At 66.3% G+C, this 13,207-nt stretch carries 14 protein-coding genes; 5 read left to right on the plus strand and 9 right to left on the minus strand.

The window, feature by feature from the left end:
- Positions 1–18 precede the first annotated feature (18 nt).
- The 7 genes from ACP15H_RS20745 to ACP15H_RS20775 all read right to left on the minus strand — a co-directional run bounded on the left by ACP15H_RS20745 (position 19) and on the right by ACP15H_RS20775 (position 7,781).
- Positions 19–1,053 carry an oligopeptide/dipeptide ABC transporter ATP-binding protein gene (locus ACP15H_RS20745; RefSeq protein ID WP_425068036.1) on the minus strand — a complete coding sequence of 345 codons (1,035 nt, stop codon included), beginning with the start codon at positions 1,051–1,053 and terminating at the stop codon, positions 19–21.
- On the minus strand, positions 1,050–2,027 hold the full coding sequence (locus ACP15H_RS20750; protein WP_425068037.1) for an ABC transporter ATP-binding protein: 978 nt from the start codon (positions 2,025–2,027) through the stop codon (positions 1,050–1,052). The genes ACP15H_RS20745 and ACP15H_RS20750 overlap by 4 nt, the downstream gene beginning before the upstream one ends.
- The gene (locus ACP15H_RS20755) at positions 2,024–2,866 is read right to left on the minus strand and encodes an ABC transporter permease (RefSeq protein ID WP_425068038.1); all 843 of its coding nucleotides are present in this window, start codon (positions 2,864–2,866) and stop codon (positions 2,024–2,026) included. The genes ACP15H_RS20750 and ACP15H_RS20755 overlap by 4 nt, the downstream gene beginning before the upstream one ends.
- On the minus strand, positions 2,863–3,873 hold the full coding sequence (locus ACP15H_RS20760; RefSeq protein ID WP_425068039.1) for an ABC transporter permease: 1,011 nt from the start codon (positions 3,871–3,873) through the stop codon (positions 2,863–2,865). Before ACP15H_RS20760 ends, ACP15H_RS20755 begins: the two co-directional genes overlap by 4 nt.
- A 1-nt stretch (position 3,874) precedes the next feature.
- Positions 3,875–5,401 (minus strand): ABC transporter substrate-binding protein, encoded by a 1,527-nt coding sequence (locus tag ACP15H_RS20765; protein ID WP_425068040.1) that lies wholly within the window; start codon positions 5,399–5,401, stop codon positions 3,875–3,877.
- An 83-nt stretch (positions 5,402–5,484) separates the two neighbouring features.
- Positions 5,485–6,852, minus strand: coding sequence for an LLM class flavin-dependent oxidoreductase (locus ACP15H_RS20770; protein WP_425068041.1), 1,368 nt, complete (start codon positions 6,850–6,852; stop codon positions 5,485–5,487).
- Positions 6,853–6,989: 137 nt separating this feature from the next.
- Positions 6,990–7,781, minus strand: a complete 792-nt coding sequence (locus ACP15H_RS20775) for a class II aldolase/adducin family protein (protein WP_425068042.1) — start codon at positions 7,779–7,781, stop codon at positions 6,990–6,992.
- 150 nt (positions 7,782–7,931) lie between these two features.
- On the opposite strand from ACP15H_RS20775, the gene ACP15H_RS20780 reads away from it, so the two are divergent.
- The 5 genes from ACP15H_RS20780 (at position 7,932) to hutC (ending at position 12,264) form a co-directional block, all read left to right on the plus strand.
- Positions 7,932–8,741, plus strand: coding sequence for a phytanoyl-CoA dioxygenase family protein (locus ACP15H_RS20780; RefSeq protein ID WP_425068043.1), 810 nt, complete (start codon positions 7,932–7,934; stop codon positions 8,739–8,741).
- A 25-nt stretch (positions 8,742–8,766) separates the two neighbouring features.
- Positions 8,767–9,729 carry an ABC transporter substrate-binding protein gene (locus tag ACP15H_RS20785; RefSeq protein ID WP_425068044.1) on the plus strand — a complete coding sequence of 321 codons (963 nt, stop codon included), beginning with the start codon at positions 8,767–8,769 and terminating at the stop codon, positions 9,727–9,729.
- 246 nt (positions 9,730–9,975) lie between these two features.
- The gene (locus ACP15H_RS20790; RefSeq protein ID WP_425068045.1) at positions 9,976–10,752 is read left to right on the plus strand and encodes an ABC transporter permease; all 777 of its coding nucleotides are present in this window, start codon (positions 9,976–9,978) and stop codon (positions 10,750–10,752) included.
- The gene (locus ACP15H_RS20795) at positions 10,749–11,531 is read left to right on the plus strand and encodes an ABC transporter ATP-binding protein (RefSeq protein WP_425068046.1); all 783 of its coding nucleotides are present in this window, start codon (positions 10,749–10,751) and stop codon (positions 11,529–11,531) included. Before ACP15H_RS20790 ends, ACP15H_RS20795 begins: the two co-directional genes overlap by 4 nt.
- A 7-nt stretch (positions 11,532–11,538) precedes the next feature.
- Entirely contained in the window at positions 11,539–12,264 is a 726-nt protein-coding gene (gene hutC / locus ACP15H_RS20800; RefSeq protein ID WP_425068047.1) for a histidine utilization repressor, read from the plus strand.
- Here the strand turns inward: hutC and ACP15H_RS20805 are convergent.
- Together ACP15H_RS20805 and ACP15H_RS20810 are read right to left on the minus strand one after the other, a co-directional pair.
- A complete protein-coding gene (locus ACP15H_RS20805; protein ID WP_425068048.1) occupies positions 12,249–12,410 on the minus strand; it encodes a hypothetical protein in 162 nt (53 codons plus the stop codon). The two genes, hutC and ACP15H_RS20805, sit on opposite strands and share 16 nt — an antisense overlap.
- Positions 12,411–12,452: 42 nt before the next feature.
- Complete coding sequence (locus tag ACP15H_RS20810; protein WP_425068049.1) at positions 12,453–13,133, minus strand: DUF1028 domain-containing protein; 681 nt, start codon at positions 13,131–13,133, stop codon at positions 12,453–12,455.
- Positions 13,134–13,207: the final 74 nt, after the last annotated feature.

Below are 13,207 nucleotides of genomic sequence, written 5' to 3' on the forward strand. Positions count from 1 at the left end.
AGCTGCCGCACCCTCCGGTCAGGCGCGGCGCTTTGCTCCGATGGAAGCAGTCTGCTCGACGAGCGGCCCTTCCTGCGTCATCGCGTCGGCCCGAAGGCACGCGACATCCTGGCCGGTCGCAACGGCTTGCAGGACGGGTGTCGTTTCCCGGCACGCCGGCACGGCCATCGGGCAGCGGTCGAAGAAGGAACATCCGGGCAGGACGAGGCGCGGATTCGGCGGATCGCCCCGCACAAGGGAAGGCCCCCCTGCACGCCGTCCCGTGAGCCTGGGTGCCGCCGCGAGAAGCGTGCGGGTATAGGGATGGGTCGGATGGGCGAACACGGTCTTCGCCGTGCCCAGCTCGACGATGCGGCCGAGATACATGATCGCCACCCGGTCGGACAGGCGCTCCACCACCGACAGGTCGTGCGAGATGAAGAGATAGGTCAGCGAGAAGCGCTCCCGCAGTTCCAGCAACAGGTTCAGCACCGTCGCCTGAACCGACATGTCGAGGCCCGACGTCGGCTCGTCGAGGATCAGCACGCGCGGCCGCAGCAGGAGTATGCGCGCCAGCGCCAGCCGCCGAAGCTGGCCGCCGGAGAATTCGTGCGGATAGCGCCGCGCCGCCGTCGGATCGAGCCCGACCGCCTGCAGCATCGCCGCAACCCGCTCGCGCCGCTCCGAAGCGTTGCGCACGCCATGGATCCTGAGCCCCTCTTCCAGGGTCCGCCCGATGCTCCACCACGGATCGAGCGCCGCACCGGCATCCTGGTGCGAATACTGCACGATGCTGCGCGCCCGCCGCGCCTCTTCCGGCGCGAGGCCGCTCACCCGCTGTCCCTCCAGCAGGATCTCGCCCTCGCTCTCGCGCTGCAGGCCGAGGATGGTGCGGCCGAGCGTCGTCTTTCCGCAGCCGGACTCGCCCACCAGCGAGAGGATCTCGCCACCGCGCAGGTCGAGGCTGACCTGCTTGACCGCCTGCACCGGCGGCAGTGTGCGCTGGAGGAAGCCCTTGCGGCCGCCCAGCCTTACGGACACGTCGCGCAACGTCAGAAGCGGATCAGCGGTCATGCGAACTGCACGCAACGGACCGCGGCGCCGGAGTCCGCACGTCCCTGGGGCGGTCGTCCAGCCAGGCAAAGCGCTCGGGCATCGTTGCAGCGCGGCGCAAACAGACAACCCGGCGGGCGGGCCAGCGGCGAAGGGACCGTGCCCGGAATGCCGATGAACGTCGTCGCGCGGTCCGGATGACAGGCGAGCAAGGCCCGTGTGTAGGGATGCGAAGGTGCATCGAGGATTGCCTGCACCTTGCCCGCTTCCACCGTCTGACCGGCATAGATGACGCAAAGGTCGTCGCACAGCTCGGCGACGACGCCGAAATCGTGGGTGACGAACAGCAAGGAGATTCCGAACTCGGCCACCAGCTCGCGCAGCAGGAGCAGGATCTGGTGCTGCGTCGTGACGTCGAGTGCGGTCGTGGGCTCGTCGGCGATCACCAAGCCCGGCGCACAGGCGAGGGCTGCCGCGATCAGCAGGCGCTGGCGCTGACCGCCCGAGAACTGGTGGGGGTAGCGTTCGAGCGCGGTTTCCGGGTCCGGCACCTGCATGCGCTTGAGCAGGCCGACCAGCCGGGCGACATGCGCCTTCCGGCGCGCCGCACCGCGCAGCCCTTCGTCGGGCGCATGCCAACGCATGATCTCGAGCATCTGTGCGCCGACCTTGAACACCGGATTGAGCGCCAGCAGCGGGTCCTGCGGGATGAAGCCGATCCGGCTGGAGCGCACGCCGTCGTTGAGCTCGGCCTCGCTGAAGGCCAGCAGGTTCTCGCCCTCGAACCAGATCTCTCCGCTGTCCACCGTGGCCGCGCGCGGCAGGATGCCCATGATCGAGCGGATCAGCGTGGACTTGCCGCAGCCCGATTCGCCCACGACGCCCAGGATGCGGCCGCGCTCCAGGGTGAGGCCGATATCGTCGAGGATCTCGGCCCTGCCTTCGTCGGTGCGGATCGACACTTTGAGGCCGCGCACATTGAGGACCGGGATCATCGCGACCGCCGGATGCGCGGATCGACGATGTCGCGCAGACCGTCGCCCAGGAGATTGAAGCCCATCACCGTGATCAGGATCGCGAGACCGGGAAAGGTCGCGTACCACCAGGCACGCGGCAGGTAGGTCCGGCTTTCGGCGATGGCGAGACCCCAGTCCGGCGCCGGCGGCGTCGCGCCCATGCCGAGGAAGCCGAGGACAGCCGCAACCAGGATGGTGAAGCCCAGCCCGATGGTGGCGCGCACGATCACCGGCGAGAGCGCGTTGGGCAGGATGTGCAGGAACACGATGCGACCGCTGCCCGCGCCGATGCCGCGCAGGGCATCGACGAACAGCGACGACGAGAGCCGCCGCGTCTCGGCATAGACGATGCGCGTGAAATACGGCCAGTAGGTGAGCGAGAGCGCGAGCATCGCGCTTTCGAGGGAGGGCGACATGAGCTGTGCGAGCGCGAGCGCGAGGATCAGCTGCGGGATCGCCAGCACCACGTCGGTGACGCGCATGATGCCTTCGGACACCCAGCCGCCGCGATAGCCCGCGACCAGGCCGAGGGGCACGCCGATCAGCATGGCGGTCGACACGACGGTCAGCGCGATCGTGAGCGCGCCACGCGCGCCCAGGATCACGCGCGAGAAGATATCGCGGCCGAGATTGTCGGTGCCGAACGGAAAGGCGGCGCTGGGCGGCCGCAGCCGGCGCGTGAGGTGCGACGCCGCCGCATCCTCAGGGTACGGCGCCAGCATCGGCCCGAAGATCGCGATCACCAGCACGAACAGCACGATGGCGAGCCCCAGCATCGCCGGAAGATCGCGGCTGAGTTTGCGCAGGATGGGGCTCATCCCCGCTCCATCAACCGCGGATCGAGCACGCCGTGCACCAGATCGGTCAGAATGTTGACCGCGGCGTAGACCACGCCGACCAGGAGGGTGACGGCCAGCATGACCTGCCGGTCGCCCGTCAGGATGGCCTGTACGGTGTAGCTGCCGATGCCCGGCCAGTCGAAGATCGCCTCGACCACCACGCCGCCCGCGATCAGGCCGCCGAACAACAGGCCGATCTGGGTCACGGTCGCCGTCACCGAGTTGCGCAGCACGTAGATCCAGTGGAGACGCCACCGGCGATAGCCCATGGCGCGTTCGTAGAAGACGAAATCCTGCTGCATCGTGTCGAGCACGCCCGCGCGCGTGAAGCGCACGATGGTGGCGAGCCCGCCCAGGGACAGGGTGACCGCCGGCAGGACGAGATGGCGCAGAGCGTCGCCGGCCACGTCGAAACGGCCGGCGATCAGCGCATCGGCCACCACGAAGCCGGTGACCCGTGGCGGGCGTGCGATGGTGGGAGAGAGTTCGCCCCGCAAGGGCAGCCAGCCGAGCTCCATCGAGAACAGAAGCTGCAGCATGATGGCGAACCAGAAAGCCGCCACCGCAATGCCCATCACCGAGAAGACGCGCAGCAGATAATCCGGCCAGGCATTGTGCGAGAGCCCGGCAACGACGCCCAACGGCACGCCGACGAAGACCGAGATCGCCAGCGCGCAGAAGGTGAGCATCAGGGTGGCCGGCAGGCGCTGGGCAATGTCGAGCGCGACCGGCCGACGCGAGAAGGCACTTTCGCCGAGATCGAGCGCCGCGACCTTGCCCACATAGGAGACGAACTGCTCCCAGATCGGGCGATTGAGGCCGTATTGCTGGCGCAGCTGCTCGATCTGCTCGGGCGTCGCGGCATCGCCCGCCATCGCGACCGCCGGATCCGACGGCACGACGCGGATCAACAGGAAGGTGATGACCAGCAATCCGAGGAGCGACGGCAGCACGAGCAGGCAGCGCCGGACGACGAACCGGAGCATTTCAGCCTTCGAGCGAGATCCAGCGTATCTCCGCGCCCTGGCCGACGGTGCAGAAGCGGCGCCCCTTCACGCGCTTGTTGAGGCCCTGCAGCTGCATCGAATTGTAGATCCAGATGTCGGGCGAATCGGCCATGATCTTGCGGATGGCCTCCTCGTAGAGCGGCTGGCGCTCCTCCTGCTTCACGGCGGCGCGCGCCTTGCGCAGCAGCGCGTCGACCTGGTCGTTCTTGTAGTAGGACGAAGCCTTCCAGGTGCCGTGGAACTGGCTGTCGTACATCTGTCCGACCCAGTTCTCCGGATCGACGAAGTAGGTACTGACCCAATGGACCCACATGTCGGGGGTGGTGTCCGGCTTGGCGGCGGCCGTGGTCAGGTTCGACCAGATGTTGCCCACGACTTTGAGGTTGATGCCGATCTGCGCCAGGTCGGCCTGGAAGAGCTGGGCGCCCTGCACGCTCTGCTCGTTCTCCGACTGCACGTGCAGCTCCAGCGGCCGCTTCATCGGCGCGCCTTCGGCGACGGCCTTGGCGTAGTATTCCTTGGCCTTCTTCAGATCGTAGTCGTAGCCCTTGGCGTCCTTGGGAATGCCCCACAGGTTCTCGGGCATGGGATAGGGATCGCGCGTCGCGTAGCCGCCCAGGATATCGTTGATGAATCCCATGTAGTTGAAGGCGTGCGCGAAGCACAGGCGCGCATTGAGATTGTTGAACGGCGGCTTGCTGTTGTTCATGCGGATGACGAAGGTCCGCATGACGACGTCCTTCTGGACATAGGCGATCTTGGAGGCGTTGATCTGCTCCGCCTGGTCGGCCGGCAGGTTCGGGTCGGTGCAGTCGAGCGAACCGTTCAGCAGGGCCAGCACGCGGGTCGAGGTTTCCTTGGTCGGCCGGTAGGCGATCTTCTTGACCGGCTTGGGATTGTGCGACCAGCCGAGGAAATGGCCCTCGTTGATCTCCATGTCGAGATATTCGAGCGGCCGGTAGCCGGCGGAGACGATGCGATAGGAGCCGGAACCCGCACCGTTCGACGCGAGCCACGCCTTGCCCCAGTCGCCGTTCTTCACGTTGGGCTCGATCTGGCGCGGATTGACGATCGAGATGCTCGGGATCGCTGCGAAAAAGGGCGCGTAGGAGGTCTCGAGCTTGAACCGCACGGTGAGCGGATCGGGCGCCGTGACATTGTCGGGCTTCAGGATCTTGAGGAACGCGCCGGCGGGCGCGAGGGCCAGCGCCAGCACGCGGCGGAAGCTGTAGACGACGTCTTCGGCCGTCATCGGGCTGCCGTCATGGAACTTGATGCCGGGGCGAAGCTTGAACTCCCACAGCAGGCCATCGTCGGAGACGGTGTGGCTTTCGGCCAGCCACGGCACGATCTGCGGCGGGTCGTTCTGGTAGCGATAGAGATTGTCGTAGGCGTTCAGCATCATCGACTGCATCGGCACGTCGTAGACCTGGTGCGGATCGAGGTTCATCGGCAGCGCAAAGCCGCTGACGAAGGTCGAGGCGTCGGCAGCCTGCACCGACCTCATCGACCCCGCCATAAGGGCTCCGGCGGCAAGCCCAACCGCTTGCCGACGGCCGAGCACCGGTCCGTGGGACTTCTTCCGGGCGATCATTGCGCGGCTCCCGCGAAACGGTCGGCATGGAAGCGGCTGATCGGCTGCGGCAGCCCGAGATTCCCGCGCAAGGTCATGGCTTCATACTCCGTTCTGAACAGCCCCCGGCGCTGCAGTTCGGGGATCACGAGGTCGACGAAATCGGTGAGCGAGCCCGGCAGCCAGGCCGGCATCACGTTGAAGCCATCGCAGGCACCGTCCTTGAACCAGTGTTCCATCTCGTCGACGACCTGCGACGGCGTCCCGATCGTGAGCACGTGACCGCGCGGCCCGGCGTTGGCGAGGCACAGCTCCCACAGAGTGAGGTTGTCGCGGCGTGCCTGGTCGAGCAGGAGACGCTGGCGGCTGAGCGGGCCGTTGGTGTCGGGCATCTCGGGCACGGGGCCGTCGAGCGGCAGCTTGTCGAGATCGTGCACGCCGATCGTGTGTTCCAGCACGGCGAGACCGACGCTGGGATGGATCAGCGACTGCAGGTATTCGAACTTCTCCCGCGCCTCCGATTCCGTCGGCGCGACGACCGGATAGAGGCCGGGCATCACCAGAACCTCGGCCGGCGAACGGCCATAGCGCGGCAACCGCCCCATCACGTCGCCGTAGAACTCCTTGCCCTGCTCGAAGGTGGTCTGCGCGGTGAACACCAGCTCGGCGAGCCGCGCGGCGACATCGCGTCCGGTCCCCGAGGCGCCGGCCTGGACCAGCACAGGCCGGCCCTGCGGCGAGCGGCCGACGTTCAGCGGACCGCGCACCTGGAAATGTTTGCCCTTGTGATGCAGCGGGTGGAGCTTCGACGGATCGAAGAAGACGCCCGATTCCTTGTCGCGGATGAAGGCATCCTCGTCCCAGCTGTCCCACAGGCCGGTGACGACCTCGGCGAACTCGATGGCGCGCTCGTAGCGGTCGGCATGTGCGGGATGCTGTTCGAGACTGTAGTTCAGCGCGTCATCCTCGTTGTTCGAGGTAACGAGGTTCCATCCGGACCTGCCGCCGCTGATCTGGTCGAGCGAGGCGAACTGGCGGGCCAGCGTATAGGGCTCGTTGAAGGTCGTGGTCGACGTGGCGACGAGCCCGAGATGCTTCGTGACGGCGGCGAGCGCCGACAGGATCGTCATCGGCTCGAACTTGACCACCTTGCCCATGCGGCCGCGGGACTCGGGTGTTCCCGAGAGGCTGACGGCGGCCGTATCCGCCAGGAAGAGAAAGTCGAACTTGCCGCGTTCGGCGGTCTGGGCAACCTCGACCGCATCGGCAAAGCTCGCGCCCGAGTGAAAGTGGGCCTGGGGATGACGCCAGGCAGCGACGTGCTGCCCCGTCTCGTGGACGAACGCGCCGAGACGCATCATCCGGCGCTGAGTCTGTTGCGGCACGCCTCGCTCTCCGTTCCGAACGCAGGAAATTCCACGTTGAGAACGCAAGCGTCATGCCAAGCGCCTGCGGCCGCGCAGTGAGGAGGGCGTCCGTCTGCCGCGCGGCGTCTTCTATGCTCTCGGCGCTCTACCCGCGGTCAGCTGTCGAGGTCGGGATACCGGCGCTTGGCGCGGCGCATGAAGCCCGCGAAGATGTCATCGTACGGCGTCTTCTCGTGCGGCTCGGCGAGCTTGGTCAGTCCCTTCAGCACGGTCGCTTCCTCGGCCGGCATCTCCGACATGATCTTCTCGGAGATGGGCTGGACGCCCGCGGGATTGGCGAGCGCGCGGACCTGGATGCTGCAGGCCTTCTCGAAGAAGTAGAAGTAGAAGAAGGCCTCGCCCATGGTGGCGCCGACGCTCAGCGTGCCGTGGTTCCTGAGGATCAGCACGCGGCCGTCCGGTCCCAGCGCCTTGGCCGAGGCTTCGCCCTCGCCCGGCAGCACGACGATGCCGTCATAGTCGAGGTAGCGGACCTTCGGGTAGACCATCGCGCCGTCCTGCGTCAGCGGCTGGAAGCCGCCCTTCATCGCACCGACCGCGGCGCCGTCCAGCGTATGGGCATGGATGATCGCGTTGACGTGCGGCGAGGTGAACATGATGCCGGAATGCAGGTTGAAGCCGGCCTGGTTCAGCTCGTAGCCGTTCTCGGTCAGGATCCTGCGGTTCTTGTCGACCTTCACGAGGCTCGACGCGGTGATCTCGTCGAAGGCCAGGCCAAACGGATTGAGCAGCAGCGCGTCGGGTTCGCCGGGCACGCGGGCCGAGATGTGACCGAAGATCGAAAGTTCGTAGCCCATTTCGAAGGCGGCCCGATAGGCCGAGGCGAGCTGGACGCGGACGGCCCACTCTTCCGGCGAAACCTTGTCCTTTAAGCTGACGATACTCACTGGCGGCTCCTGGCTTGCGTATCGGGCTGAGCGCGCGGTCTTAGCGAGTGGCCATTGCGACTGCAAATGGCCAATACCGCCCCTCGGGAATGGGGAAATTTGGCACGCTTCCTGCTGTATAAACTTGTATAGACAGGCTACAGGCAAAGCATGCAGATCAGCCCTTCTCGCGCCGAAACGGACGACTCCGCAGAGCGCTACCGCCAGGATGGCGTCCTCCTCCTGCGCGGGGTTTTCGACGCCTGGATCGAGCCGCTGCGGACCGGCATCGACGCGCTGATGGCCAATCCCAGCCCGCTCGAACGGACGGTCCGGCCGGCCGATGGCTCGGCACCCTTCTTCCAGGATTTGTGCAACTGGCAGCGCATCCCGGAATTCGAGGCCTTCGTCTACAATTCGCCCGCCGCGGAGATTGCCGCCCGCCTCATGGGTTCGCGCACCGCCCGCTTCTTCCATGACCATGTCCTCGTGAAACAGCCCGGCGGCAGCACGGTCACCCCCTGGCATCAGGACCAGCCCTATTACTGTGTCGAGGGCCGGCAGAGCGTCAGCTTCTGGATCCCGCTCGATCCCGTGCCGCGCGATGTCGTGATGGAGTGCATCAAGGGATCGCATACCTGGGGCAAGGGCTTCCGCCCGATGCGCTTCGACGGCACGCGGCTCTACGCCAACGACGATTTCGAGGTGATGCCCGACATCGAGGCGATGCGCCCGACGCTCGACATTGCGGGCTGGGACATGCAGCCGGGCGACGCCATCGCCTTCAACTTCCGCACCGTCCACGGGGCGCCGGGGAACCAGTCGCCGCGCGCCCGCCGCGTCTTCTCGGCGCGCTGGGTGGGCGACGACGCGGTCTTCGCCCGGCGCGCCGGCCGGACCTCGCCGCCCTTTCCCGACCTCAGGCTCGAAGACGGCGCACCGCTCGATGTGCCGATCTTTCCCGTCGTCTATCGTTCGTAGCAGTCACCTCTAACGGAGTTCATCAATGGCCAAGTTCAAAGCACTCGCCGCCGTCGTGGCGGTGGCCGCCGTCGCCGGAGGCGCCTCGGTCGCCCAGGCCGAGGACACCAAGGTCGCCATCGGCATTTCCGGCTGGACCGGCTTCGCGCCGATCACGCTGGCCAAGGAAGCCGGCATCTACAAGGCCAACGGCCTCGACGTCACGATCAAGAAGATCCCGCAGAAGGACCGCCACCTCGCGATCGCCTCGGGCGACCTGCAGTGCGCCGCGACCACGGTCGAGACCTGGATCGTGTGGAACACCAACGGCATCGCCACCACCCAGCTCTTCAAGATGGACCAGGGCATGGGCTCGGACGGCATCGTCGCCCGCAACGACATCTCCAAGGTCACCGACCTCAAGGGCAAGACCATCGCGGCCTCGGCACCGGGCACCAACCCGCATTTCACGCTGGCCTGGATCCTGAAGAAGAACGGCATGTCGCTGAAGGACGTGAAGCTCGTCACCCTCGAGCCGGCGCCGGCCGCCAACGCCTTCGTCACCGGCAAGGACCTCGACGCCGCCGTCACCTACGAGCCCTATCTCAGCCTGGTGCGCGACAAGCCCGAGACCGGCAAGCTGATCGCCGATTCGCTGCAGTACCCGATGGTGTTCGATTCGTTCGGCTGCACGCCGAAGTTCATCAAGGAGAACCCGAAGGCCGTTAAGGCGCTCACCGAGAGCTACTTCCAGGCCCTCGACATGATCGAGAAGGACAAGCAGAAGGCCTTCACCATCATGGGCGCCGACGTAAAGCAGACCGCCGAGCAGTTCGAGAAGTCGCAGTCCAAGATCAAGTGGGCCGACCGCGAAGCCAACAAGAAGTTCTTCAACGGCGAGATCCAGGCCTTCAACAAGGAAGCCGCCGAGCTGCTGCTCGAGATCGGCGTGATCAAGAGCAAGCCCGACAACATGGATACGCTCTTCGACACGACGTACATCAAGTAACGCTTCGTCCCTTTCGTTACCGGGAGGGGCTATCGCATATAAGTCAAAGGTCCTTCGCTACGCTTCAGGGCGGGGTCGTCCCGCCCGCGATGACACAGGTCTTGGTTCGGCGCACCGCGCAGATTTCAACAATAGTGTCATCCCGAACGAAGCGAGGGACCTTTCCTTGTCGCGAGTGGCATCAGTCGGCGTAGGACGCCGACACCTTCCCGGTGCAAGCGGGCGGGACGTTTTGAGAAGATTCGCATGAAACTGCTGGTTCCCGTCAGACGGGAGAATCGCATCGTCCTCGGCGTGGCGTTCTTCATCGTCTTTGTCGCGCTCTGGTCCTTCCTCAGCCTGAGCGGGGCGGTGCCGAAACACTTCCTTGCCACGCCATGGCAGACTCTGGTCTCGGGCTGGAACCTGTTCGCCACCCAGGGCTTCACCCACGACGTCGGCATGACCATCTGGCGAGTCGTCGGCGGCTTCGTCCTCGCCGCCGTCATCGCCGTGCCGCTCGGCATCGCGATGGGCGTCTACAAGCCGATCGAGGCCTTCTTCGAGCCGTTCGTTTCCTTCGCGCGATATCTGCCGGCCTCGGCGTTCATCCCGCTCCTGATTCTGTGGGTCGGAATCGGCGAGGCGCAGAAGCTCACCGTCATCTTCATCGGCTGCTTCTTCCAGCTCACTCTCATGATCGCCATGATCGTGAGCGGCACCCGCCGCGACCTCGTCGAAGCCGCCTATACGCTGGGCTGCAAGGATAGCGGCGTGATCCGCCGGGTCGTCCTGCCCGGCGCCGCACCCGACATCGCCGAGGCGCTGCGCCAGGTGCTGGGGCTGGGCTGGACCTACATCATCGTCGCCGAGCTGATCGGCGCCTCGTCGGGCATCGGCCACATGATTACCGACAGCCAGGCGCTGATGGCGACCGACCACATCATCGCGGGCATCGTGGTGATCGGCCTGGTCGGGCTGCTCTCGGACCTGGCCTTCAAAAAGGTCAACCAGCACCTCTTCTCCTGGAGCCTGCTGCGATGAGCCGTCTGTCGATCCGCGACGTTTCCAAGACCTTCCCCGGCCACAAGCGCAGCGCGCCGCCGACCCAGGCATTGCTGCCGATCGGCCTCGAGGTCGGCGACAACGACTTCATCACGGTGCTGGGCCCGTCCGGCTGCGGCAAGTCCACCCTGTTGCGCCTCGTTGCCGGCCTCGAGAGCCCAACCACGGGCGAGATCACGCTCGACGGCACGAAGATCGTGGGAGCCGGTGCCGACCGCGGCGTCGTGTTCCAGAGCTACACACTCTTCCCCTGGCTCAACGTCCGCCAGAACATCTGCTTCGGCCTGCGCGAGAAAGGCATGAAGCTCTCGGAACAGCGGGAGATCAGCGACCGGTTCATCGCCCAGGTCGGCCTGCGCGGCTTCGAGGATCACTTTCCCAAGCAGCTCTCGGGCGGCATGCAGCAGAGGGTGGCGATCGCCCGCGCGCTGGCCAACGATCCGAAGATTCTGCTGCTCGACGAGCCGTTTGGTGCTCTCGACAACCAGACGCGCGTGCTGATGCAGGAACTGCTGCTGGGCATCTGGGAGCAGGCGCAGAAGACGGTGATGTTCATCACCCACGACATCGACGAGGCCATCTTCATGGCCAGCCGCGTCGTCGTGTTCAGCGCCCGCCCCGGTCGCATCAAGGCCGAGATCGAGGTCGGGTTCCCCCATCCCAGGCACTACACGATCAAAACCTCGCCCGAATTCATGGCGCTCAAGGCCCGTCTCACCGAGGAGATCCGGGTCGAAGCCATCGCCGCGGCGCACTGAGGGACCGATGGAACCGACCGCGCTCTACCAGCAGGTCGAGGATTATATCGTGCGCCACATCCAGGACGGCACGTGGCCGCCCGGACATCGCCTGCCCTCGGAGCACGAGCTGGTGAGCCGGTTCGGCATGTCGCGCATGACCGTCAACCGGGCGCTCCGCGACCTGGTCCAGCAGGGCCGGATCGTGCGGGTGGCCGGCGTCGGCAGCTTCGTGGCCGAGGACAAGCCGCAATCGACCCTGCTTCACATCGCCAGCATCGCCCGCGAGGTGCGGCAGCGCGGCCACGACTATCGCTGCGCGCTGCTCTCGGCGGAGCGCGTGGCGGCACCCGGCGACATCGCCGCCTGGCTCGGCCTGCGCTCGGGACAATCCGTCTTCCATTCGGTGTGCCTTCACCTCGAGAACGAGGTGCCGGTCCAGCTGGAGGACCGTTACGTGAATCCTCTCGTCGTGCCGGACTTCCTGGACCAGAATTTCGGCGACACCCCGCCGGGCGAATACCTCGTGCAGAACGTGCCGTTCGACGAAATCGAACATGTCGTGGATGCCGTCCTGCCGACGGCCGAGCAGGCCGAACGACTCGAGATCGCGGCCTCCGAGCCCTGCCTGATGCTGACCCGCCGCACCTGGACTCGCACAACGCCGGTCACGATGGTGCGTTGCCTGCACCCGTCTTCACGCTACAGGCTGGGCTGCCGCTTCGATGCTGTGGGAAATCAGAGGTTTGGCTGAAGCTTCTTGGCGGCGGTGAGCGCGGCCCAGGACCGCGACGCCTGTTGTGCCCACAGCGCCCGCTTCAGTTCGGCGTCGAGCCGTTCGCGGGCGGCCTCGTTGGCCGGTTCAGACTGGTCTTCAGGGCGCAGATGATCGCGGGGCATATCGGACAAATGCCGGCGCCGCGAAAAAGTTGCATTACATGATCATGTCGGAGTGAGTTTCATCCCCGGCGGCGGCACCGCGGCTTCTGGATCGACCGCGCGGATCACATAGGCATGGGCTTCGGGCTCGTACTTCGCCCAGAGGCGCGCAAGCTCGGCGATGGGCTGGAGATGATCATCGACACGCAGATCGACATAGGGAAACGACTCCCGGTCGACGACGATCAGGGCCGCCGATGTGACCGGCTGATACTCGCCGCCAGCCGCTTCGCCGGCCGCGAGCGCATCGGTCAGGCGGCGCGCCAGCGGCAGGTCGGGCGCCGCCTCGAACGCGGCGACCATGGCCTGCGGCAGCGCCGCCGACCGCACGATGTTGGCGATGGCGGCGCAATCCCGGCCCTGCGCCTCACCGCGCTCGGCGCGGACATTGGCACCCGAATAGACGGCGGTGCGGCCGGCCGCGTCGATCAGCGCCAGTTGACGCCAATGCCGGTGCGGCGTGGCCGCGACCACAGCCTGCATCGCTTCCGGCGCAGAGAATCCATGGGCCAGCAGATCCAGCGCCAGCGGCCCCAGCCGGGGATCGGTCCGATGCTGGGTGAGCGCCGCGCCAATGCCGGCCCGCGCATGCGAGCAGCGCGAGCCGACCGAGATCGACGAAGTGGTGACGACGGCGCCCAGCATGCCAGTGCGGGCACAGCGTCCGACGAGCGAGAAGGTCATGTGGAGGCTCCGCGGTCTCTTCGTCTCAAGTTGACCAAACCTACCTCATCCTGAGAGGCTGGCCGGAAATGAAT

Source organism: Reyranella sp. (assembly GCF_965249915.1).
Lineage (GTDB): Bacteria > Pseudomonadota > Alphaproteobacteria > Reyranellales > Reyranellaceae > Reyranella.